This window comes from Streptomyces sp. NPDC104313 (genome assembly GCF_055583985.1).
Genome location: NZ_JBVJMW010000012.1, coordinates 1 through 22,909, shown reverse-complemented (window position 1 = coordinate 22,909; position 22,909 = coordinate 1). Strand labels below are relative to the sequence as shown.

Genomic DNA, 22,909 nt, shown 5'->3' with positions numbered 1-22,909 from the left:
GCCGTCCGGGGCGAGGACCGGCAGGTCGCGGACCCGGCCTGCCAGGGGCAGCACCGCCGCCGTGCAGGGGCGGCCTCCAGGCGCTGGTCGCGGCCGTGGCGCTGGACGCGCGGGAAGCCGGTGATCTCGCACCCGGGTGGCCTCGCCGCTCCGTCACCGAACACCGCCGCCGACCCGTCGTCCCTGGTCCCGATCTCCCGGGCCTCGCCCCTTCGCGGTGTCGCGCGGGGTCAGGGTGAAGGCCACCTCGTGCGTGCGGCCCGTAGTGCGGGCGGCGTCCGCACCCGCCTCGACCACCCACGCCCTCACCTTGCCGCCCGCCTTGGCCTCCCGGCGCGGTTCGAGGGTGAACCCCAGCTGGATGTCGCCGACCGCGAAGGAGACCGGGTGGTCCGTGGCCCGGGTCGCCGCGTCGATGAGCTGGTTGCGGATGGACGCGACGGCATCGGCGAGCTCGATGCCGTCCAGGGCGTGGGTGTGCTCGGCCGTCCTGGGGCCACCCAGGGGCGCGGTGCCGCTCTCCCGCCGGCGTAGTGAGGCGGCACGCCGAAGGTCCCGAATCGGAAGGACCTGGGTCCCACCGGCGGTGACAAGGCGCACAGCCCGAAACAGGCCTACTACCCGGACTAGGAGAAAGGGTGGTGATCGGCCGCGGGACCTTCGGCCCGCCGTCGACGGGCCCTTTCGAGGTTCTGGGAGGTACGGACCTTTCGTGGCGCCATGTCCGGAAAAGGGCCTATTGGGCTGGTGTTGAACGCCTTCCGCGCGAACGATCTCGCAGCCCGCGCAGACTCCTCGCAGGGGGACAAGTGCGATGAATTCCCCCGGACCCTTCTACGGCTTTTCTTCGTAGATGGGGTGGTTGAGTACCGGCGGGGGTGCGGGTTACCAAGGTGGAGCAAGCCCGGACAGCACGCCGGGTCCACTCACCTTCGGAGGACTTCCTCGTATGAAGCGCGCAACGAACCAGCACACCATCCGCCCGTCCGCCTTCCGCGTCCGTGGCGCCGTCCTGGCCGCCGGCCTGGGAGCGTCCGTGGTGCTGGGTGCCGGATCGGCGTTCGCGTCCAGCGGCAGTGAAGCCGCTGTGGCTCCGCTCGCCGCCGCCACGGCCGCCGACTCGCTCGCCCAGCAGGCGACCGCGCAGGGCAAGGCAGCCGAGGCCGCCAAGAACAAGGCCTCCGACGCGAAGAAGAAGGCCACCTCCTGGAAGTCCCCGGTCAAGAAGTACACGCTGACCGCCGGCTACGGCACCGGCGGCGCCCGCTGGGCCGCCAAGCACTCGGGCCAGGACTTCGCCGTGCCGGTCGGCACCACCGTCGTGGCCGCCAACAAGGGCACCGTCGTGAAGGCCGGCCCGAACGGCGGCGGCGACGGCCCCGCGTACGGCAACGCCGTCGTGATCAAGCACTCCAACGGCAAGTACTCGCAGTACGCGCACCTGTCGAAGGTCAACGTGAAGATCGGCCAGACCGTGAAGACGGGCGAGAAGATCGCCCTGTCCGGCAACACCGGAAACTCCAGCGGCCCGCACCTGCACTTCGAGATCCGCACCACCCCGAACTACGGCTCGGCGCTGAACCCGGCCGCGTTCCTCCGCTCGGTGCACGTCTCCATCTGATCCGCCCGGCGCAGGGGGTGCCCGGCGGACACCCCCTACCGCGCGGCCCCGCCGGAACCCCGGCGGGCGCGCGGCACAACCGAACAGAGTCAGTGGACCCGCTGCACCCCGGTACCCGGGGCGTGCGCCCGGGCCACCCGACCGACGGCGACGTCGAGGAGAGCCTCACGGCTCACTCCTCGGGGTCGCCGTCGGCGTTTCCGGCCCGAGAAGCGCTCGACGGCCGTACGGCTCAGTCCGACGCCTGAAGCTGGTCCGCCATCCGCAACACCGGGAAGCTCCCGGTGACCGTCGGCGCGTGCTCCGGCAGCCACAGCACCGCGATCGCCCCGCCCGTGCCCTCCGCCGCGCCCGAGGGCGCCGCGTTGCGGAAGGTCAGCCGGGCCCCCAGCACCCTCGCCTGGCCTGCCGCGATCGTCAGCCCGAGCCCGTGTCCGTGCCCGGCCCGGTCCATGCTTCCGGTACGGAACCGGCTCGGTCCGTCCCGCAGCAGCTCCTCCGGGAATCCCGGACCGTGGTCGCGGACCCGCACCACCCGGCCCTCGACCGTGACCTCCACCGGGGTCGAGCCGTGCTTGGCGGCGTTCCCCAACAGATTGCCGAGGATGCGCTCCAGCCGGCGCGGATCGGTGGAGACCCACGACTCGTGCACCACCCGCACGGTCACCTCGGGGTTCAGCAGCCCGATCCGGCGGCTGACGAACTCACCGAGCGGCAGTTCCTGAAGCTCCGCCCGTTCCGAGGCGCTGTCCAGGCGGGCCACCTCCAGTACGTCCTCGACCAGCGTGCGCATCGCCTGCGCCCGGTCCCGTACCAGCTCGGTGGGGCGGCCCGGCGGCAGCAGCTCGGCCGCCGTGAGCAGCCCGGTCACCGGGGTACGCAGCTCATGGGCGATATCCGCGGTGACCCGGCGCTCCGCCTCGATCCGCTCGTTCAGCGCGTCGGTCAGCGCGTCGACCGCCCGCGCCAGCTCGTCGGTCTCGTCGCCGACGACCCCGCCGACGGCCTCCCTGACCCGTACGTCCGTCTGCCCCTGGGCGACCCGGCCCGCCGCGGCCGCCGCCTTGCGCAGCCTGCGCGAGAGCTGGCCACCGATGAGGACCCCGAGCGCGCAGCCGCCGAAGACCACCGAGACCGAGCCGATGATCAGGGCCCGGTCCAGGTCGTCCATGATCGTGGCGGAGCGGTCCGCGAACCGGGAGTGCAGCGAGAGCACGTCCCCGCCCGCCAGCGGAACCGCCGCCCAGACCTCGGGGACCCCGTCGGAGCCCTGCGTCACATGGGTGGCCCGGCGGTTCTTGCGGACCTCGTCGCGCAGGCTCGGCGGGATCGTCGGGTCGTTGAGCTTCGCCCCGAACTTCGGCCCGCCCTTCTGCATGCTCGTCGCCTCGTAGAAGCGCTGGGCGCCCAGCAGCCGCTCCATCTGCACCTCGCGGGCGTTCTCGATCATCGAGACGCGGGCCGCGTTGTGCACCACGAGGCTCAGCGCCACCGCGACGAGCGCGCCGACCGCCGCGATGGCGATGCTGATCTTCCAGCGGACTCCGGTCCGCAGGGCCGGTCGCTTCATCCGCGCAGCTTGTAGCCGAAGCCGCGGACCGTATCGATCCGGTCCTGGCCGATCTTGGTGCGCAGCCGCTGGACGTGGACGTCCACGACCCGGGTGTCACCGCCCCAGCCGTAGTCCCAGACCCGCTCCAGGAGCTTGTCGCGGGACAGGACGGTGCCCGGCGCGGACGAGAACTCCAGCAGCAGCCGCATCTCGGTGGGTGTCAGCGCCACCTGCTCACCGGCGCGCCGCACCTCCATGCCGTCCGTGTCGACCTCCAGATCGCCGAAGACCAGCACCCCGCCGAACGCCCCGGCAGCCCCCTCCACACCGCCTTGGCCCGGACCGTCCGGCCCGGCCGCGTGGCCGAAGCGACGCAGCACCGCCCGGATGCGGGCGACCAGGACCGCGCCGTCGAAGGGCTTGGTGACGTAGTCGTCGGCCCCGGCCTCCAGGCCCAGCACCACATCGATCGAGTCGGCCCGCGCGGAGAGCATGATCACCGGGACGGTCGACTCGTCCCGGATACGACGGCACAGGCTCACCCCGTCCAGGCCCGGCACCATCACGTCGAGCAGGGCGATGTCCGGCCGGTCGGCGCGGAACGCCTCCAGACCGGAGAGCCCGTCGGGCATCGCGGTGACCGTGAAGCCGACCCGCTCCAGGGCCAGCTGGGTGGCCTCGCGGATGACGTCGTCGTCCTCGACGAAGAGGACGTGGGTCTCGGCCATGGGGCTGCTTCTCGCTTTCCGTTCCCGCCCGGTTCCACCGGCACGGCTCCGTGCCTGACCGGTCTCAATTCCTGCCCCGCTGCACCGGCGCCTCCGACGGAACCGGTTCCACCGGCTCCGACTGCACCGGCAGTTCGCCGTCCGTGCCCTCGACGGCACGGCTGAAGTCGTTGTGCACCCGGTCGTGCTCGGCGAAGCGGTCGCTCGCCCAACGGTAGGTGACCACCTCCGAGCCGGACGGGTACGCCAGCGGATCCTTCGACCCGTAGACCTGGGTCGTCACCACCAGGTCGCCCCGGTCGATCGTTCCGTAGACGGCGGGGACCTCGGCCGCGAAGACGTTCTTGTACGAGCCGTCGCCGTCCGCCCGGTACACATACGTTCCGACGCCCACCGAGTCGGCGCAGCTCATCACGTTGACCACCACGTCGGCGGCCCGGCCGCCCGTCATCGACCCGTAGGAGGTGTCGACCGGATAGGCCTTGCCCGCGCAGGGCCTGAGCCCGTCCCTGACCTGCTCGCCCACCTGGGGATCGTCCTTGAGGAGCCGCACGGCGTCGACCCGCCTGACGGGCGGGGCCGTGCCGGAAGGGCTGGCCTGGGGGGTGATCTGGGCGACCGGCTGACTGCCGGCGGGGCCCTCGTCCCGGGTACCGGTGCCGCCCGTGGAGCAGCCGACGCCGAACAGCCCGAAGGCGACGAGTCCGGCCAAGGCCGTGCCACTCGCCGCCATACTGCTCCGGAATCCCCGGCTCCGGCTCGATCTCCCCGGATCGTCGCCGTCGTCCGAGCCCCCGGAACCACTCAAGGAGGAATCGCTCGAGGCAGCGGCCATCCCCGGATCGCCGCACGGGGAATCACCCCCGAAGCCGCCCCCGCCGCCGCTGCTGCCACTCAGGCCGCGCACCGCTCCATCCCCCGCTCGTCGTGACGCCCGTTCCGCTGCGCCGGTGTGTGTGTCCTCGCCCCCGGCACCGTCGTGAGCGGCGACCGCTGGGCGGGAACACGGACGGAGGTGGCCGACGCCGCGCCCCGGTGACCGCCGTGCTCCCTGGCGACCGCCTCACGACTGTCCAGCTCACGGCTCTCCAGCTCCTGACGCAGTCGTGCCAGGGCCCGGTGCAGCGTGCTCTTGACCGTACCGGCCGACATGCCGAGTGCCGCGGCCGTCTCCTCCGTGCTCATCTGCTCCCAGTGTCGCAGTACGACGACGCTGCGCTGCTTGGGAGCCAGAATGCCCAGGATGTCCATCAGCAGGGCGCGGTCGGCGCGCTGCTCGCTGCCGTCCTCGACACTCGCGTCGGGCAGCTGCTCGGTCGGGACCTCTTCGAGCTTGCGCGCCCGCCACCACTCCGTACGGGTGTTGATCATGACGCGGCGCAGATAGGCGTCGGCCAGGGACTTGTCGGCGATGCCGTCCCAGCGGCCGTAGGTCCGCACCAGGGCGGTCTGCAGCAGGTCCTGAGCATCCACGGGATCGGGAACCAGACGGCGCGCGCTGCGCAGCAGCGCCTCCTGCCGTGTGCGTACGTAGTCCTCGAACGCGAGTACCTCGCCCTGCGCCATGACAACCGCCTCCGTCCCCGAACATCCCCGTGTCACCGCCGGGCCGCGGGTGTTCCGCGGTCCGGCTGTCCTGCTGTCGGAGACGCTACGGAGGCGTTGTCACGGCGATGTGCGGAGCAGCCGTAGGCCGGTGCACGGCTGCCCATCGGTTGTGTAACAGCGCGGGAGAAGACGCTCACCCGAACCTGGCCAGGGCCCCGGCCCGGGACCGGGGCCCGGGACCGGGGATCAGGCCAGCGGCAGCCGGTACCGGCCGTCGGCCAGCGGTTCGACCAGTCCGTCGGCCACCAGTCCGTCCAGTGCGCGGGCCCGCTGCACCGGCTCCTCCCACACCGTGTCCAGCGCGGCCTGGGCCACGGGGCTCACCGAGTCCCGCAACACCGCCAACAGCCGCCCGCGGACCTGGCGGTCGGTGCCGGCGTACGTCTGCCCCTTGCGCGGCGGGCCCTGGTGCGCGGGCTTCCCGGCCAGCCGCCAGGCACACCGCGAGGCGATCGGGCACCGGTCGCAGTCCTCGTTGCGCGCGGTGCACACGAGGGCGCCCAGCTCCATCGTCGCCGCCGCCCAGCGTGCCGCCCGCTCGTCCTCCTCGGGCAGCAGCGCCCGCGCGAGCTTGCGCTCGGCGGCGGTGGTCGCGTTCGGCGGGTACTGGACCCCGGACGCGGCGCGGGCGAACACCCGGCGGACGTTCGTGTCGAGCACCGCGTGCCGCTGCCCGTACGCGAACGAGGCCACGGCCGCCGCCGTGTACTCGCCGATCCCGGGCAGCGCCAGCAGCTGGGCGTGCTCGCTCGGCACATCGCCGCCGTGCCGTTCCGTTATCGCCTGCGCGGCCCCGTGCAGGCGCAGCGCACGGCGTGGGTAGCCGAGCCGGCCCCAGGCGCGGACCGCCTCCCCGGGCGCCTCGGCGGCCAGGTCGGCGGGGCGGGGCCAGCGGGCGAGCCACTGTTCGTACACCGGGAGGACCCGGCTCACCGGGGTCTGCTGCAACATGAACTCGCTCACCATCACGCCCCAGGCGCCCGCCTCGGGGCGGCGCCAGGGCAGATCGCGGGCATGCTGCTCGAACCACCCGATGACGGGGGTGTGGAGGGAGGCGGCGGGGGGCGTCTGTGTCGAAGTCATGGCAGTCATCGCACGGACGATCCTGGCACGGAAGAGGGAGCGGCGGTCACGGGCACGGGGGTGTCGGCCCACGCGGCGGCCCAGGGGGCGACAACGCCACCCGTTCTGTCCCCTGTGACCGGGTCGCGCCCCGTTCCCGTGATGATGATCGGCAAAACTTGCGACCGGAGCGGCGGGTGGGGCCTGAGCCGGCCCGGATCTCTCGTAGAGTTCGGGCCGTGGGATCTATGCGCAATCCGGTCGGTCCGCTTCCCTCCAGCATCTACTGGCGACGAAGGGCGGTAGCGGGACTTCTGGCTGCGTTGCTCGCCGTGTTGATCGCCTGGGGCGTGACGTCCGGAGGCGGTGGGGGGAGCCGGAACGACGGCAAGTCGGGCGGCTTCGACCCGGTCGAGTCGATCACTCCCGGGCCGTCGGGATCGGGCCCGGCGATCAGCCAACAGCCGGGCGGCCGCGACGAGTCGGGCGAGAACGGCGGATCCGGGGGCTCGGGCGGGTCGGGCGGCTCCGACGGTGGCGCGGGCGCGTCCTCCGGCGACGGGGCCTCGTCCGACGGGGCGTCAACGGGCGGTGCGGACACGGCCGGTTCGGGTGGCGGTGGCACGGCGGGCCAACAGGTCCCGGCCGGCTCCCCGCTCTCCGAGTGCAAGCCCGCCGCGGTGCGGGTGACCCTGCGGACAAAGGTCAGTTACGGCCCCGACGACAAGCCGAAGTTCGAACTGATCGCGAAGAACACCTCGTCGGCCACCTGCAAGGCCGACCTCGGGCCGAAGAGCGCGGTCCTCACGGTCACCGAGGCAGGCGGCGAGGACGACGATCCGATCTGGTCCTCGAAGGACTGCCCGGCCGCGGCCGGCCCGCTGTTCCTGAAGGTCCCGGCGGGCGCGACGGTGATCCACACGGTCGACTGGAACCGCGCGCTGTCCGCCCCCGGCTGCGCGACCCCTCCGGCCGGCAAGGCCGGCCCGGGAACGTACCTCCTGGAGGCGAAGGCCCCCGGCGAACCGGTCCAGCGAGCCTCTTTCGTGCTGGCGAAGGACTGAGCCCGGCCCTGTTCAGCTCGTCCGGCGACCCTTCGAGCCCGTCCGGCGTTCGAGGACGGAACCGTCAAGGTGGGCGGGCGTCGCACCCAAGGGTCCGGGCAAGCGCGGTAACCCGGCCGGTCCGGCGGTTGAGGACGGACCAGCCACGCGGTCGGGCGACGCGCCCATGGCGGTCCGGCGAGGCACCCATGGGGGGGTCGGGCGAGCCCGTATGAGCACCGCCCGCCCCGGCCCGGGTCCGTCCTCGACCGCCGGACGACTCGACCGGTGCGGCCGACCTCAGACGTACCGCTCCAGGATCGACGACTCCGCCAGCCGCGACAGCCCCTCCCGCACGCTGCGCGCCCGCGCCTCGCCGACGCCCTCCACCGTCTGGAGGTCGTCCACGCTCGCCGCCAGCAGCTTCTGGAGCCCGCCGAAGTGCTCCACCAGCCGCTCGATGACCGCCCCCGGCAGCCGTGGCACCTTCGCCAGCAGCCGGAAGCCGCGCGGGGAGACCGCCGAGTCCAGCGTCTCGGGCGAACCGCTGTAGCCCAGCGCCCGCGCCACCACCGCCAGCTCCAGCAGCTCCGTGTGGCTCAGCGCGTCCAGCTCGGTCAGCGCCTCGGCCACCGTGCGCGACCGCTTCGCCGTCGGCTCGGGCACGTAGTCGCGGACGACCAGCTCGCGCTCCGGCTCCACCCCGGCGATCAGCTCGTCCAGCTGGAGCGAGAGCAGGCGTCCGTCGGTGCCGAGCTCGACCACGTACTCCGCGATCTCCGTGGCGATCCGCCGCACCATCTCCAGCCGCTGCGCCACCGCCGTCACGTCCCGGACGGTGACCAGGTCCTCGATCTCCAGCGCGGACAGGGTGCCCGCCACCTCGTCGAGGCGCAGTTTGTACCGCTCCAGCGTGGCGAGCGCCTGATTGGCCCGGGACAGGATGGCGGAGGACTCCTCCAGGACCCGCCGCTCCCCGTCCACGTACAGCGCGATCAGGCGCATCGACTGGGAGACCGAGACGACGGGGAAGCCGCACGCCTTGGAGACCCGGTCCGCCGTGCGGTGACGGGTGCCCGTCTCCTCCGTGTGGATCGAGGCGTCCGGGACCAGCTGCACGCCGGCCCGCAGGATCTTGGTCATGTCCTTGTCGAGGATCAGCGCCCCGTCGAGCTTGCACAGCTCGCGCAGGCGCGTCGCCGTGAACTCCACGTCCAGCACGAATCCGCCGGTGCACATCGACTCGACCGTCTTGTCCATGCCCAGCACGATCAGCCCACCGGTATTGCCGCGGAGAATGCGCTCCAGGCCGTCCCGCAGGGCCATTCCGGGCGCGACCGCGCTCAACGAGGCGCGCATCAGCGCCTCGTTACCGGTGCCTTGGCCGGACTTTCCGGGCGTCGTCGCCCGGTCGTTGGCTGCCACTGCACTCCTCCGGTCACAGGTCGCGGTGCCCTTGCGTCCCCCATGCCGTGTCCACGGGCGGGCGAGACCAGGGCAAAGTCTACCGGCGCGCGTTGTCTTCCTGACGAGGCTGCGGCGCCTCCTGCCGAGACCGGCGCGGGAGGACCCGCAGGGCATCGCCCATGTCGGCGACTTCGGTGACCTTCATACCGGCCGGGACCTTCCCCGGGTCCGTCGGAACGAGCGCGTGGGTGAAGCCCAGACGGTGTGCCTCGGCCAGTCTCCGCTGTACCCCGGTGACCCGCCTGACCTCGCCCGCGAGCCCCACCTCGCCGATCGCGACCAGGTTCTTCGGGAGCGGGGTGTCGCTGGCCGCGCTGGCCAGCGCGAGCGCGATCGCCAGGTCGGCGGCGGGCTCGGTGAGCTTCACGCCGCCCACCGTCGCGCTGTAGATGTCCCGCTTGCCGAGCGCGCTGATCCGGCCGCGCTGCTCCAGCACGGCGAGCATCATCGAGACCCGGGAGGTCTCCAGACCCGAGGTGGTGCGCCGGGGCGAGGGGATCTGCGAGTCGACGGTGAGCGCCTGTACCTCGGCGACCAGGGGCCGCTTGCCCTCCAGGGTCACCGTCAGACAGGTGCCCGGCACCGCCACGTCGCGGCGGGTCAGGAAGAGGCCCGAGGGGTCGGCGAGTCCGGTGATGCCCTCGTCGTGCAGCTCGAAGCAGCCGACTTCGTCGGTCGCCCCGTAGCGGTTCTTGATCCCGCGCACCAGCCGCAGCCGGGCGTGGCGGTCCCCCTCGAAGGACAGCACGACGTCCACCAGGTGCTCCAGCAGCCGGGGCCCGGCGATCGCGCCGTCCTTCGTGACGTGGCCGACGAGCAGCGTGGCCATCCCGCGCTCCTTGGAGGCCCGGATCAGCGCTCCGGCGACCTCCCGGACCTGGGCCATTCCGCCGGGCGCGCCGTCGATCTCGGGCGAGGCGACCGTCTGCACCGAGTCCAGGACGAGCAGCGAGGGCTTCACCGCGTCCAGGTGGCCGAGCACCGCGGACAGATCGGTCTCCGCCGCGAGGTAGAGGTGGTCGTTGATCGCCCGGATCCGGTCGGCCCGCAGCCGGACCTGGCTGGCGGACTCCTCGGCGGTCACATAGAGCGTGCGGTGGTCCCCGCTCGCCGCCTTGGCCGCCACATCCAGCAGCAGCGTCGACTTGCCGACGCCCGGCTCGCCCGCCAGCAGGACGACGGCGCCCGGCACGAGCCCGCCGCCGAGCACCCGGTCCAGCTCACCGACGCCGGTCGAACGGGCGGTGGCCGTACGGCTGTCGACCTGGCCGATCGGCACGGCCGCCGTGGAGACCCGGCCGGCCGCGGTGGTGCGCACGGCGGGGGCGCCGCCGAACTCCTCGACCGTCCCCCACGCCTGGCACTCGGGGCAACGGCCGAGCCACTTGGCGGTGGTCCAGCCGCATTCGGTGCAGCGGTAGGACGGCCGGTCCTTCGCGGATTTCGTACGGGCAGCCATGACGCCACCGTATAGGTGGGGTACGACAGTGCCTCCCGGGCGGCGGCGCGCGGGGCGCATCCGCGCGCAGGGCGCACGGATGCACTCCGGAGCACTACGGGCGGAATCTGCGATCTCTGTGCCCTTTTACGACTCTTTCGAGGGATACCTTCACCCGTAAGGATTAAATGTGCTCAAGGGGTACTTGGGGCATGCGCTCCCTTGCCTACGGTCGGCGGGTGACGAGCAGCAGGCTGGAGACCCCGACGCACACCACCGGCGCACACTGGGCGCACCGTCGAGCGCCCCACGCCCCGGCACAGCGACCGCCCGCACGTTACGAGCCGTATCTCGACGGACTCTTCACCTACTGCCTCTCCGTGCTCTGCGACCACGACGCGGCCGCCGAAGCGCTCGGCGCGGTCCTGTCGGTCGCGGACCGGCAGGACGCCAGGGGCCCCACGGCCGAGGAGGAACGGAGAACCTGGCTGTACGCGCTGGCCCGCTGGACCTGCCTGCGCATCCTCACCGAGCGCGGGCGCGGCCGCCAGGCCCACCGCCGCCCCTCCGAGGCGGTGGGGCCGCCCCGAACGGCCAAGGCCCCCGATACGCGCAAGGGCTCCAGGAACCCCGCACCGTCCCGGCACCAGGGGGCGTACACCGCCCGGCGCACGCCGGAGCACACCTCGCCGGCCACCCCCGAGGACGCCGTCACTCCCACCCCTTCCGAGTCGCCGGCCGCCGAAGCCCGCCGCCGGGAGCTCGCCACGCTCGCCTGGCCCGAGGCCGCGGGCACCACCCCGGAGCAGCGCGAAGCCCTCGAACTGGCCGTACGTCACCGGCTCGCCCCCCGCGCCGTCGCCGCCGTGCTCGGTCTGGAGCCGGCCACCGCCCGGGAGCTGCTGGCCGGCGCGGCCTGCGAGGTGGAGCGCACCCGCGCGGCCCTCGGCGTCGTCGAGGCCGGCGACTGCCCCACCGTCGCCCGGCTCACCGGCGACCACCAGGTGCTGCTCTCCGCCACCCTGCGCCGCGAGCTCGTCCGGCACGTCGACGACTGCCCCCGCTGCCGCCGCGCGGCCGAGCGGGCCGATGCCGCGGGGCCCTGGCCCGGAGCGGCCCTGGCCCCGGTCACCGCCCTGCCCGTCGTCGAGGCCCCCCGTCCCTCGGTGTACGTCGCGATGGCCCAGGCCCAGCGCTCCCGCGACGCGGGCCCGCGCCTGGACCGGGCCGGGTTTCCGCTCGACCCCAAGGACCAGGCCGCCCGCCGGGACCGGCTGCGCGCCCGGGTCGTGACGACCACGGTCGTCGCGACGGTGGTCGCCGCCCCCGTGATCGCCCTGTGGGCCGCGTACCGGGGGGCGCCCCAGACCGGCGAGGGCCACGACGGGACCTCGGTCACCGCCACCGAGGCCGACGGCGCCGGCGGTATGAGCGGCGCCCCCTCCGACGGCTCCGACAGCACCGGCGACGGCCGCCCCGGCGATCGCTTCGGCGCCCGCGACCCGGACGTCATCGCCGAGGTCGTCAGCACCGGCGGCGCGCGGCACGGCGACGCCCGGCTGGCGGTGACGGCCCGGACCTCCGGGGCCGTCACGACGATCACGCTGACCGCCTCCGGTCGGGGGCCGGTCACCTGGTCGGCGGCGACGGATGCCCCGTGGCTGCGCCTCAGCCGTACGTCGGGCACGCTCGGGGCCGGGCAGAGCACCACGATCGTGGTCCCGGTGATCCGGGACGCGCAGCCGGACGGCCCGTGGCGGGCCCGGATCTCGCTGACGCCCTCGGGATCCGCCGTGCTCATCGACGGCCACGGGCGCACGTCCCCGACGACGGGCGGCCCGCACCCCACGCGCCCCGGAACGGACTCCCCCCGTCCGACGGACCAGGGTCCGACCGATCCGGGTCCCACCGACCCCGGACCGACCGATCCGGGTCCGACGGACCCCGGTCCGACCGATCCGGGTCCCACCGACCCCGGACCGACCGATCCGGGTCCGACGGACCCCGGTCCGACCGATCCGGGTCCCACCGACCCGGGCCCGACCGATCCGCCGGACCCGACCGCCCCCACGGGCCCGCCCGAACCGACACCGGACCCCACCGACCCGAGCCCCACCGCCCCGGACCCGACGGGCTGAGGGGCCGACGGGCTCAGGGGCCGCCGACCGCGCCGGCCCAGGGATCCCCGGTGCGCCTCAGCGCTTCTTCGGCGCGGGGAGCGGGTCCGCCGGGTGCGGGGCCATCGGCAGCAGCGACGACAGCCGCTCCTCGCACAGCTCGACCAGCCGGTCGTACCCCTCCTTGCCCATCAGCTCGATCAGCTCCGGGCGGTAGGACACGTACACCGGGTCACCGGCCCCGTGCGCCGAGGTGGCCGAGGTGCACCACCAGTGCAGGTCGTGACCGCCCGGACCCCAGCCCCGGCGGTCGTACTCACCGATCGTCACCTGGAGCACCCGCGTGTCGTCGGGCCGGTCGATCCAGTCGTACGTCCGCCGCACCGGCAGCTGCCAGCACACGTCCGGCTTGGTCTCCAGGGGCTCCTTGCCCTCCCGCAGCGCCAGGATGTGCAGCGAGCAGCCCGCCCCGGCGGGGAAGCCGGGCCGGTTCTGGAAGATGCAGGAGCCCTCCCAGCGGCGCGTCTGACGTTCGCCGTCCTCGTCGACGCCGACCCAGCCCGTCTCCGCACCGACATCGTGGAACTGCCACAGCTCCGGGGTCAGCCGCGCCACGTGCCCGGCGACCCGCTTCTCGTCGTCCTCGTCGGAGAAGTGCGCCCCCAGCGTGCAGCACCCGTCGTCCGCGCGGCCCGCCTGGATGCCCTGGCAGCCGCTGCCGAAGACGCAGGTCCAGCGGGAGGTCAGCCAGGTCAGATCGCAGCGGAAGACCTGCTCGTCGTCGGCCGGGTCGGGGAACTCCACCCAGGCCCGGGCGAAGTCGATGCCCTTCTCGTCGGACGGGTCCGGTCCGCTCGCCTCCGGCTGTGCTGTCTGCTTGTTCGACTTCTGCTTCTTCGTGGCTTTGTCCTGCTTAGCCTTTTTCGTCTTTGGCACGCGCCCAGCGTAGGTCCAACAGCGCAGTAGCGTTCCCGTATGAGACTCGGAGTCCTCGACGTGGGATCGAACACGGTTCATCTGCTGGTGGTCGACGCCCACCCCGGCGCCCGCCCGCTGCCCGCGCACTCGCACAAGGAGGAGCTCCGGCTCGCCGAACTCCTCGACGAGGACGGCGCGATCGGCCCCCTGGGCGTGGACCGGCTCGTGGCGACGATCGCCGGGGCGGTCCAGGCCGCCGAGGACAAGGGGTGCGAGGACGTGCTCGCCTTCGCCACCTCCGCGGTGCGCGAGGCGACCAACGCCGACCTGGTCCTGGAGCGCGTACGGCTGGAGACCGGCGTCGACCTCGCGGTGCTCAGCGGCGAGGAGGAGGCCCGGCTGACCTTCCTGGCCGCCCGCCGCTGGTTCGGCTGGTCGGCGGGGAGGCTGCTCGTCCTCGACATCGGCGGCGGCTCCCTGGAGATCGCCTTCGGCATCGACGAGGAGCCGGACATCGCCGTCTCCCTGCCGCTCGGCGCGGGCCGCCTCACCGGCGCCTGGCTGCCGGACGACCCGGCCGACCCCGAGCAGGTCAGGGCGTTGCGCCGGCATGTCCGGGCCGGCATCGCGCGGACGGTGGGCGAGTTCAGCCGGGCCGGCCGCCCCGATCATGTCGTCGCCACCTCCAAGACCTTCAAGCAGCTCGCCCGGATCGCCGGCGCCGCCCGCTCCACCGAGGGCCTGTACGTCCAGCGCTCGCTGAGCCGCAAGGCGCTGGAGGACTGGGTGCCCAAGCTGGCGGCGATGACGGTCGAGGAGCGCGGCCGGCTCCCCGGAGTCTCCGAGGGCCGGGCCGCCCAGCTGCTCGCCGGGGCCCTGGTGGCCGAGGGGGCGATGGACCTGTTCGGCGTCGAGGAGCTGGAGATCTGCCCCTGGGCCCTGCGCGAGGGCGTCATCCTGCGCCGCCTGGACCACCTCCCCGTGGAACACGCCGCACTGCCGGGCTGACCCGACGTGCGGCGACGGACTCCGGGCGGCACCGCCGGGGTGGCGGGCGATGGCCCCGGGCCGCACCGCTCGCGGGCGCCCGGACGACGGAACGAGCCGCACCGGCCCGGTGACGTACGGTGACGACCCCATGGTCCTGATCACTTTCCGCCAGGAGCCCTCGGCGCGGCGCACCGGTGCCCGTACGCTGTCCAGGTGGCAGAACCAGTGGTGCGCGTCCCCGATGCGAAGGTCGCCCTGTCAACAGCCTCGGTCTACCCCGAGTCCACCGCGACGGCCTTCGAGATCGCCGCGCGCCTGGGGTACGACGGCGTCGAGGTCATGGTCTGGACCGACCCCGTCAGCCAGGACATCGAGGCCCTGCGCCGACTCTCCGACTACCACCGGGTCCCGATTCTCGCGGTGCACGCCCCCTGCCTCCTGATCACCCAGCGCGTCTGGTCCACCGACCCGTGGATCAAGCTCCAACGGGCCAGGGCCGCCGCCGAGAGGCTCGGGGCCTCCACCGTCGTGGTGCACCCGCCGTTCCGGTGGCAGCGCAACTACGCCCGTGACTTCGTGACCGGGATCTGGCGGATGGCCGAGGAGACCGACGTCCGCTTCGCCGTCGAGAACATGTACCCCTGGCGCTACCGGGACCGCGAGATGCTCGCGTACGCCCCCGACTGGGACGTCACCAACGACGACTACCGGCACTTCACGGTCGACCTCTCGCACACCGCGACCGCCCGCACCGAGGCGCTCGCCATGGTGGACCGGATGGGCGACCGGCTCGCCCACGTCCACCTCGCCGACGGCAAGGGCTCGGCCAAGGACGAGCACCTGGTCCCCGGCCGGGGCGACCAGCCGTGCGCGGAGCTGCTGGAGCGCCTGGCCCGCACCGGCTTCGACGGCCATGTGGTCATCGAGGTCAACACCCGCCGCGCGATGTCCTCCGCCGAACGCGAGGCCGACCTCGCGGAGGCGCTGGCCTTCACCCGCCTCCACCTGGCCACCTCCGCCCCCGCCGGCCCGGCCGCCGAGATCCGCCGCCCGTGAGCGGGGACGCTCCCGCCCCGCGCCGCCGGGGGCGCCCCTCCCGCAGGGCCGCGTCCGAGGGTCCCGACGCCCGTACCCGCATCCTGGCGGCGGCCCGTACGGAGTTCGCCCAGCGCGGCTACGACAGGACGTCGATCCGGGGCATCGCCAAGGCCGCCGGGGTCGACGCGGCCCTCGTCCACCACTACTTCGGCACGAAGGACGAGGTCTTCGCCGCCGCCATCGCGGTCACCTTCGAACCCGCCCTGGTCCTCCCGGCCGTGCTGGGCGGGCCGCCGGACGGCATCGGGGAGCGCCTCGCGCGCTTCTTCCTCTCCGTGTGGGAGGACCCCGGCACCCGTACGCCCCTGCTGGCGATCCTGCGTTCCGCGGTCACCCACGAGGCGGCCGCGAACGTCCTGCGCGACTTCGTGCTGCGGCAGCTGCTGGAGCGGATCGCGGCCGAGCTGGACGTGCCGGACCCCGCCCTCCGCGCCGAACTGGCCGCCTCGCACATGCTCGGCATCGCGATGCTGCGGTACGTGATCCGTGCCGAGCCGCTCGCCTCCGCCGACCCGGAGGAGATCGTCGCGATGGTGGCGCCCACGCTCCAGCGATACTTGGGCGAGGGCTGACCGTCCCCGTACGGCCGCCCACCCACCGACCTTCACGTCCCGCATTCCGGACAGGCTGTCCAGATCCTGGATTCGGGGCGTAGGCTCGAACACAGTCTTTCCTGCCCGAATCCGGAAGGCAGTCTTCTCTGCCGACTTCTCTGCCGAAGGAGCGAGCGACGATGCCGCAGCTGAGGTCCCGCACGGTCACCCACGGGCGCAACATGGCGGGCGCGCGCGCCCTTATGCGCGCGTCGGGCGTAGCGAGCGCGGACATCGGCAAGCCGATCATCGCGGTCGCCAACTCGTTCACCGAGTTCGTCCCCGGCCACACCCACCTCGCCCCGGTCGGCCGGATCGTCTCCGAGGCGATCCTGGCGGCGGGCGCGGTCCCGCGCGAGTTCAACACCATCGCCGTGGACGACGGCATCGCGATGGGCCACGGCGGCATGCTCTACAGCCTGCCCTCCCGCGACCTGATCGCCGACTCCGTGGAGTACATGGTCGAGGCGCACTGCGCGGACGCGCTGATCTGCATCTCCAACTGCGACAAGATCACCCCGGGCATGCTGATGGCCGCCATGCGCCTCAACATCCCGACCGTCTTCGTCTCCGGCGGCCCGATGGAGGCCGGAAAGGCCACCCTCGTCGACGGCACGGTCCGCAAACTCGACCTGGTCAACGCGATCAGCGACGCGGTCGACGAGTCCATCTCCGACGAGGACATCCTCCGCATCGAGGAGAACGCCTGCCCCACCTGCGGCAGCTGTTCCGGCATGTTCACCGCCAACTCGATGAACTGCCTGACCGAGGTCCTCGGCCTCTCCCTCCCCGGCAACGGCTCCGTCCTCGCCACGCACACCGCCCGCAGGGCCCTCTACGAGGACGCCGGCCGCACGGTCGTCGAGATCACCAAGCGCTACTACGAGCAGGACGACGAGACGGTCCTGCCGCGCGCCATCGGCACCCGCGCCGCGTTCGACAACGCGATGGCGCTGGACATCGCCATGGGCGGCTCGACCAACACGATCCTGCACCTGCTGGCCGCCGCCGAGGAAGCGGAGCTGGCCTACGACCTCGACGACATCAACGAGGTCTCGCGCCGGGTCCCGTGCCTCTCCAAAGTCGCTCCCAACGTCGCCCCCGGCGGTACGTACTACATGGAGGACGTCCACCGGGCCGGCGGCATCCCCGCCCTCCTCGGCGAGCTCCACCGCGGCGGTCTGCTGAACGAGGAGGTGCACTCGGTGCACTCCGACACCCTCGCCGAGTGGCTGAAGAACTGGGACGTGCGCGGCGGCTCCCCGTCCCCCGAGGCCACCGAGCTGTGGCACGCCGCCCCCGGCTGCGTCCGCTCCGCGACCGCCTTCTCGCAGTCCGAGCGGTGGGACACCCTCGACCTGGACGCGGCGGGCGGCTGCATCCGCGACGTCGAGCACGCCTACTCCAAGGACGGCGGGCTCGCGGTCCTCAAGGGCAACCTCGCCGTCGACGGCTGCGTCGTGAAGACGGCCGGTGTCGACGAGTCGATCTGGACCTTCGAGGGCCCGGCCGTCGTCTGCGAGTCGCAGGACGAGGCCGTCGACAAGATCCTCCGCAAGGAGATCGAGCCGGGCGACGTCGTCGTCATCCGTTACGAGGGCCCGCGCGGCGGCCCCGGCATGCAGGAGATGCTCTACCCCACCTCCTTCCTCAAGGGCCGGGGCCTGGGCAAGGTCTGCGCGCTGGTCACCGACGGCCGCTTCTCCGGCGGCACGTCCGGCCTCTCCATCGGCCACGCCTCGCCCGAGGCGGCCTCCGGCGGCACCATCGCGCTCGTCGAGGACGGCGACCGGATCCGCATCGACATCCCGAACCGCTCCATCGAGCTGCTCGTCGACGACGCGCAACTGGCCACCCGCCGCGCGGCGCTGAACGGCGTGTACGCGCCGAAGAACCGCGACCGCAAGGTCTCGGCCGCGCTGCGCGCCTACGCGGCGATGACGACGAGCGCGGACCGCGGCGCGGTCCGCGACGTCACCAAGCTCGGCTGACCCTTCGGCTTTCCAGCCCCTCCAGCCCCTCCAGCACTCGCGGAGCCGGACCCGGGGCCTCACCAGGCGCCCGGGTCCGCCCCGTCCACCGCGAAGACCGACCCGTCCGGCGCCGTCCCCACCACCAGCCGTCCCGCCGTCACCGGCGCGGGCAGGTCCGAGGCATAGGCGAGCTTTCCGCCGCTCAGCCGCGCCCGGGTCTGCCCCACCAGCGCACCCCGGTCCGTGTCGACGGCCAGCAGCCGCCCGTCCGCGGCGGAGAAGTACAGGTGGCCGCCCTCCCCGAGCACCGGGGCGGAAGCCCGCCCGACCCCCGTCTCCAGCCGCCACAGCTCGGCCTTCGCACCGCCCGCCGCGGTGTCGACGGCCAGCAGCGACCCGCCCCGTGCCAGCAGATACGCGACGTCCCCCGCCATGACCACCTGCGGCCCGTCCAACGTGAAGGGCAGCGGCACCCGGGTGGACCTCCCGGTCCCGGGCGCGTACCGGACCAGCTCGGAGGTGTCCGAGTTCCCGTCCATCGCCGTCATCACCAGCTCCCCGGCCCCGGCCGTGCCGACCGGGGTGAGCACCCCGTCCAGCCGCCGCTGCCAGGCCGCCCGGCCGCTCACCGCGTCCACCGCCGTGACCAGGGTCGACGCACCGGAGGCCGCGTGCTCGAAGGCGTAGGCGAGCCCGGACGCCCCGTCGTACAGGGCGAAGCCGGGCCGGGTGTGCTTCGCCAGCGGTCCCTTCCAGCGGGCCGCCCCGCTCGCCCCGTCCAGCGCCGTCACCGTGCCGTCGTCCGCGACGGCCAGCAGAATGTCGCCCGCCGGGAACGCGCCGCCGGGACTCGCGGACAGCGTGGTGTCCCGGACCGCGGTGCCCTCCACCGGGTCGAACGCGCGGAGCTTCCCGTCCGGGCCGGCGGACAGCACGACCCCGCCCGAGACGATCGGAGCGTGGGCGGTCGCCCGGGACGGGGAGGACCGGGCCGACCACAGCACGCGCCCGTCCGCCGGATCGATCCTGGCGGTGCCGGCCCCGGCCGCCGAGCAGTACAGCGCACCCCCCGCCCCGGCGGTGGAACAGACGGGAGTGGCGGTGCCGGAGGTCCGCAGCCCGGTACGCCACGGCGTGACGGCGTCGTCGCCCTCCCCGCCCCCGGCGCCCGCGCGTTCCGGCCCCGGGCGGCTCGCGTCCGTACCGCCGCCCCACACGGCGTACGCCCCGGCGCCCGCCCCCGCCACCAGCAGGAGCAGCGCCGCCGCCACGATCAGCCGGACGCGCGGCAGACCCCGGCGCCTTACCGGAGGCGCGGCGCGCACATGCGTGTCCTCCTCCGAACCGTCGCGCTCCCGGGCCGGCGGCACCGCCGCCGCGACCACCGCCCGGCGCCGCTGCGACGGTATGAACGCGTCGGCCTCGTACGACGGGGGCAGCAGCGCCTCCATCACCTCGCCCGGCGTGGGCCGCTCGGCCGGGTCCTTCGCCAGGCACCGGGCGACCAGCGGCGCGAGGTCCTCCGGCACCCCGCCGAGGTCCGGCTGGTCGTGCACCACCTGGTACGCCACGATGTACGGGCTGTCCGAGTCGAACGGACCCCGGCCCGTCGCCGCGTGGACGATCACGGCCCCCAGCGCGAACACGTCCACCGGCGGCCCGACCTCGCGCGGTCGCTGGAACTGTTCGGGAGCCATATAGGGCGGCGAGCCGATCAGCTTGCCCGTCTCGGTGCGCAGATCACTGTCGTACGGCCGGGAGATCCCGAAGTCGATGACCTTGGGGCCCCCGTCGGTCAGCAGCACGTTGCTCGGCTTCAGATCGCGGTGGATCACGCCCGCCCGATGGATGTCCCGCAGCGCCTCGGCAAGCCCGGCGGTCAGTCTGCGCAGCTCGGCGGGGGTCATCGGGCCGTTCCGCTTGACCTGTTCGGAGAGCGTGGGACCGGGAACGTAGAGGGTGGCCATCCAGGGCCGCCCGGCCTCCGGATCGGCGTCGACGACGGGCGCCGTGAACGCCCCGCTCACCCGCCGCGCGGCGGCCACCTCCTGCCGGAACCGCGCCCTGAACTCGGGATCCGCCGAGTACGGCGCGTGCACGACCTTCACCGCGAGCTGCATCCCCGAGGCCGAGCGCGCCAGATGCACGACCCCCATGCCGCCCGAGCCGAGACGGGCCTCAAGACGGTAGGCGCCGGCGTACTGCGGAAACTCCGCTTCCGGATGCGCTCCGGGCTCTCGCAGCGGCGGCATCGCCCACCCCCGTGTGTTCGTGCGCATGCGACGCACGGAGCCTAGTCGATGGTGCGTAGGAGAGGCACGGGGCTTGCTAGCCTGCGCGTCGTACGTGTTCCCGCGTACGCGTTTCTCAACGGGGGAGGCCCACATGGGCGTTGAAGAGCACACCGCGGAGCCCACCCGGGACGAGGTGGAAGAGGTGGCAGGGGCGACTGCCGCGGCGGAGGCCGCCGCGACCGGCACCCGCTATCCGATCGCCCCGGGCCACCGGGTCAACGTCCGCACCGGACCGGGCACCGGTTACCGCATCGTCAGGACCCTCCCGTACGACCAGAAGATCCCGATCTACTGCCAGAAGCCGGGGGAGCGGGTCACCGGCCCGTACGGCACATCGAATCTCTGGGACAACATCGCCAACGGCCAGTTCGTCGCGGACGCCTACGTCTACACGGGGCGTGACGGCTACATCGCACCGCGCTGCGACTGACGGCTCCGCCCGGCCGGCCGGGGGCAACGGGGATAATCGACCCCGTGAGCGAGAACAGCGCAGCCCCCGGCCCCCCGCCCGCCACGGCCCCGGGCCCGCAGCCCGAGCCCATCCGCTTCTTCGGCACGACATGGGTCGACCACGACGGCGGTTACGGCCTCCGGCGCGTCGGCGTCGCCGTCGGCTCGCTGGCCGCCGCCGTGGCCGCCTGCTTCCTCCTGCGCTTCGCCTACGAGGGACTGGAGATCGCGGAGGTCGGGGGCCTCGTCGGGATGCTGGTGATCGCGATGTTCTCCATCTGCAGCGCCATCGCGTTCCGCAAGACCTGGGAGGGCTTCGCCGCCCGCCCGAAGGACCCGGCCCGCGAGGACTCCCTGCGCGGACTGAAGTCGATCGGCTTCATCGGCTCGCTCCTCGCCTACTTCGTCCGCTCGCTCACCGAGGCCCCGGGCGAGAAGCTGCGACGCACCGAGTACGAGACGGCCCGCGGCCGGTTCGAGAAGCGCCGCTCGACCCGTACCGGCAACCCGGCGGCCCGCAGGACCTCCGGCCGCAAGCGCCCGAAGCGCGGCTGAGGGCGGGCGGGGGGCAGTCGAGGGTCGAAGACGGCCCGAACCAGACGACAGAGCACAGCCCAGAGCACAGACCAGCACCGCCCGGAGAGTGAACGCATGACCCAGACAGTCGCAGTCCTCGGCACCGGCAAGATCGGCGAGGCCCTGCTCAGCGGGATGATCCGGGCGGGCTGGCGACCGGCCCACCTCCTGGTGACCACCCGCCGCGGCGACCGGGCCCAGGAACTCCGCACGCGGTACGGGGTCGAGTCCGTCACCAACGCGGAGGCGGCCGGCCACGCCGACATCCTCATCCTCGCGGTCAAGCCGCAGGACATGGGCAAACTCCTGGACGAACTCGCCCCGCACGTCACCTCCGACCGCCTGGTCATCAGCGCCGCGGCCGGCATCACCACCGCGTTCATCGAGGACCGGCTCGCCCCGGACACCCCGGTCGTCCGGGTCATGCCCAACACCCCGGTCCTCGTCGACGAGGGCATGTCCGTCATCTCGGCCGGCAGCCATGCCACCGGCGCGCACCTCGCCACCGCCGAGGAGATCTTCGGCGGCGTCGGCAAGACCCTGCGCGTCCCGGAGTCCCAGCAGGACGCGGCGACCGCCCTCTCCGGCTCGGGCCCCGCCTACTTCTACTTCCTGGTCGAGGCCATGACCGACGCGGGCATCCTGCTCGGCCTGCCCCGCGCCCAGGCCCACGACCTCATCGTCCAGGCCGCGATCGGCGCCGCCGTCATGCTCCGGGACAGTGGCGAACACCCGGTCAAGCTCCGCGAAGCCGTCACCAGCCCGGCCGGCACGACCATCAGCGCCATCCGCGAGCTGGAGAACCACGGAGTGCGCGCGGCCCTCATCGCGGCCCTGGAGGCGGCCCGCGACCGCAGCCGCGAACTGGCCTCCGGCAACGGCTGACGCCCGGCTCGGAGCCACCGTCCGTCCCGGCCCCCGGCCCCACCGGCCGGGGGTTGACACACCCCGGACACCTCCGTAGTGTGCTCCGAGTTGTCCGACGTGAGCGCCGACCCCGGTCGGTCCCCGGACAGCCATTCCGCAGTAATCACGACAGGACGCGCGACCTCGTGCCGCATGCCTTTTCGTGTGCCTGCGCGAAATGAGGAATCCGCGTTCGAGAGGACGCACCCCGATTAGCGTCGGGGCGCATGATTCCGCTAAAGTCTCACTCGTCGGAACGGCCCAACAGCCGGGAAGACGAATCCCGCTGACCGGGAATCAGGCCCGAAAGGATCTGGTAGAGTCGGACTCGCCGGAAAGGGAAAACGCGAAAGCGAAGGACCTGGAAGCGAAATGCGGGGCCCGCTTCGACCGGGAATCGGACACGAAAGAGTCTGATAGAGTCGGAAACGCAGGACAGCAAGACAAAGTAGTAACGAAGGGAAGCGCCCGGAGG

At 73.2% G+C, this 22,909-nt stretch carries 19 protein-coding genes and 1 pseudogene; 10 read left to right on the top strand and 10 right to left on the bottom strand.

All coding sequences use genetic code 11. The features are described 5' to 3' along the window. Nucleotides 1-137 precede the first annotated feature (137 nt). Nucleotides 138-504 (bottom strand): annotated as a pseudogene (locus ACZ60Q_RS25470) (trypco2 family protein); the annotation flags it as partial. 445 nt (nt 505-949) lie between these two features. On the opposite strand from ACZ60Q_RS25470, the gene ACZ60Q_RS25465 reads away from it, so the two are divergent. Then, entirely contained in the window at nt 950-1,621 is a 672-nt protein-coding gene (locus ACZ60Q_RS25465) for a M23 family metallopeptidase (protein ID WP_469638961.1), read from the top strand. 232 nt (nt 1,622-1,853) lie between these two features. Here ACZ60Q_RS25465 and cseC read toward each other — a convergent pair whose 3' ends face one another. From cseC to ACZ60Q_RS25440, 5 genes are all read right to left on the bottom strand, one after another. Further along, nucleotides 1,854-3,191, bottom strand: coding sequence for a two-component system sensor histidine kinase CseC (gene cseC / locus ACZ60Q_RS25460; RefSeq protein WP_469638958.1), 1,338 nt, complete (start codon nt 3,189-3,191; stop codon nt 1,854-1,856). Then, nucleotides 3,188-3,901 carry a two-component system response regulator CseB gene (gene cseB / locus ACZ60Q_RS25455; protein ID WP_469638956.1) on the bottom strand — a complete coding sequence of 238 codons (714 nt, stop codon included), beginning with the start codon at nt 3,899-3,901 and terminating at the stop codon, nt 3,188-3,190. Before cseB ends, cseC begins: the two co-directional genes overlap by 4 nt. A gap of 64 nt (nt 3,902-3,965) precedes the next feature. Further along, entirely contained in the window at nt 3,966-4,634 is a 669-nt protein-coding gene (locus tag ACZ60Q_RS25450; protein WP_469638953.1) for a hypothetical protein, read from the bottom strand. Nucleotides 4,635-4,795: 161 nt separating this feature from the next. Then, nucleotides 4,796-5,467: a SigE family RNA polymerase sigma factor gene (locus ACZ60Q_RS25445; protein WP_469638950.1), complete on the bottom strand. Its 672-nt coding sequence runs from the start codon at nt 5,465-5,467 to the stop codon at nt 4,796-4,798. 228 nt (nt 5,468-5,695) lie between these two features. Next, the gene (locus tag ACZ60Q_RS25440) at nt 5,696-6,601 is read right to left on the bottom strand and encodes an HhH-GPD family protein (RefSeq protein WP_469638947.1); all 906 of its coding nucleotides are present in this window, start codon (nt 6,599-6,601) and stop codon (nt 5,696-5,698) included. A gap of 302 nt (nt 6,602-6,903) precedes the next feature. On the opposite strand from ACZ60Q_RS25440, the gene ACZ60Q_RS25435 reads away from it, so the two are divergent. Then, nucleotides 6,904-7,635, top strand: coding sequence for a hypothetical protein (locus ACZ60Q_RS25435; RefSeq protein ID WP_469638945.1), 732 nt, complete (start codon nt 6,904-6,906; stop codon nt 7,633-7,635). Between the two features lie 279 nt (nt 7,636-7,914). Here the strand turns inward: ACZ60Q_RS25435 and disA are convergent, their stop codons facing one another. Beyond that, nucleotides 7,915-9,039, bottom strand: coding sequence for a DNA integrity scanning diadenylate cyclase DisA (gene disA, locus ACZ60Q_RS25430; RefSeq protein WP_469638942.1), 1,125 nt, complete (start codon nt 9,037-9,039; stop codon nt 7,915-7,917). 79 nt (nt 9,040-9,118) lie between these two features. After that, nucleotides 9,119-10,540 (bottom strand): DNA repair protein RadA, encoded by a 1,422-nt coding sequence (radA, locus tag ACZ60Q_RS25425; protein WP_469638939.1) that lies wholly within the window; start codon nt 10,538-10,540, stop codon nt 9,119-9,121. 218 nt (nt 10,541-10,758) lie between these two features. Here radA and ACZ60Q_RS25420 point away from each other — a divergent pair, with 218 nt between their 5' ends. After that, the gene (locus ACZ60Q_RS25420; RefSeq protein WP_469638936.1) at nt 10,759-12,657 is read left to right on the top strand and encodes an RNA polymerase sigma factor; all 1,899 of its coding nucleotides are present in this window, start codon (nt 10,759-10,761) and stop codon (nt 12,655-12,657) included. Between the two features lie 57 nt (nt 12,658-12,714). Here the strand turns inward: ACZ60Q_RS25420 and ACZ60Q_RS25415 are convergent, their stop codons facing one another. Continuing rightward, entirely contained in the window at nt 12,715-13,572 is an 858-nt protein-coding gene (locus ACZ60Q_RS25415; RefSeq protein WP_469638933.1) for a DUF3109 family protein, read from the bottom strand. A gap of 39 nt (nt 13,573-13,611) precedes the next feature. On the opposite strand from ACZ60Q_RS25415, the gene ACZ60Q_RS25410 reads away from it, so the two are divergent. From ACZ60Q_RS25410 to ilvD, 4 genes are all read left to right on the top strand, one after another. Continuing rightward, nucleotides 13,612-14,562, top strand: a complete 951-nt coding sequence (locus tag ACZ60Q_RS25410; RefSeq protein ID WP_469638930.1) for a Ppx/GppA family phosphatase — start codon at nt 13,612-13,614, stop codon at nt 14,560-14,562. 207 nt (nt 14,563-14,769) lie between these two features. Beyond that, a complete protein-coding gene (locus tag ACZ60Q_RS25405; protein ID WP_469639539.1) occupies nt 14,770-15,600 on the top strand; it encodes a sugar phosphate isomerase/epimerase family protein in 831 nt (276 codons plus the stop codon). Continuing rightward, on the top strand, nt 15,597-16,214 hold the full coding sequence (locus tag ACZ60Q_RS25400; RefSeq protein ID WP_469638927.1) for a TetR/AcrR family transcriptional regulator: 618 nt from the start codon (nt 15,597-15,599) through the stop codon (nt 16,212-16,214). The genes ACZ60Q_RS25405 and ACZ60Q_RS25400 overlap by 4 nt, the downstream gene beginning before the upstream one ends. 161 nt (nt 16,215-16,375) lie before the next feature. Then, nucleotides 16,376-18,226: a dihydroxy-acid dehydratase gene (ilvD, locus tag ACZ60Q_RS25395; RefSeq protein ID WP_469638924.1), complete on the top strand. Its 1,851-nt coding sequence runs from the start codon at nt 16,376-16,378 to the stop codon at nt 18,224-18,226. A 59-nt stretch (nt 18,227-18,285) separates the two neighbouring features. Here ilvD and ACZ60Q_RS25390 read toward each other — a convergent pair whose 3' ends face one another. Continuing rightward, entirely contained in the window at nt 18,286-20,460 is a 2,175-nt protein-coding gene (locus tag ACZ60Q_RS25390) for a protein kinase domain-containing protein (RefSeq protein WP_469639536.1), read from the bottom strand. 133 nt (nt 20,461-20,593) lie between these two features. Between ACZ60Q_RS25390 and ACZ60Q_RS25385 the strand changes: the two genes are divergently transcribed. From ACZ60Q_RS25385 to proC, 3 genes are all read left to right on the top strand, one after another. Continuing rightward, on the top strand, nt 20,594-20,932 hold the full coding sequence (locus tag ACZ60Q_RS25385; RefSeq protein ID WP_469638921.1) for an SH3 domain-containing protein: 339 nt from the start codon (nt 20,594-20,596) through the stop codon (nt 20,930-20,932). A 44-nt stretch (nt 20,933-20,976) separates the two neighbouring features. After that, nucleotides 20,977-21,507: a hypothetical protein gene (locus tag ACZ60Q_RS25380; RefSeq protein WP_469638918.1), complete on the top strand. Its 531-nt coding sequence runs from the start codon at nt 20,977-20,979 to the stop codon at nt 21,505-21,507. Nucleotides 21,508-21,603: 96 nt separating this feature from the next. After that, nucleotides 21,604-22,413 (top strand): pyrroline-5-carboxylate reductase, encoded by an 810-nt coding sequence (gene proC, locus ACZ60Q_RS25375; RefSeq protein WP_469638915.1) that lies wholly within the window; start codon nt 21,604-21,606, stop codon nt 22,411-22,413. Nucleotides 22,414-22,909 lie beyond the last annotated feature (496 nt).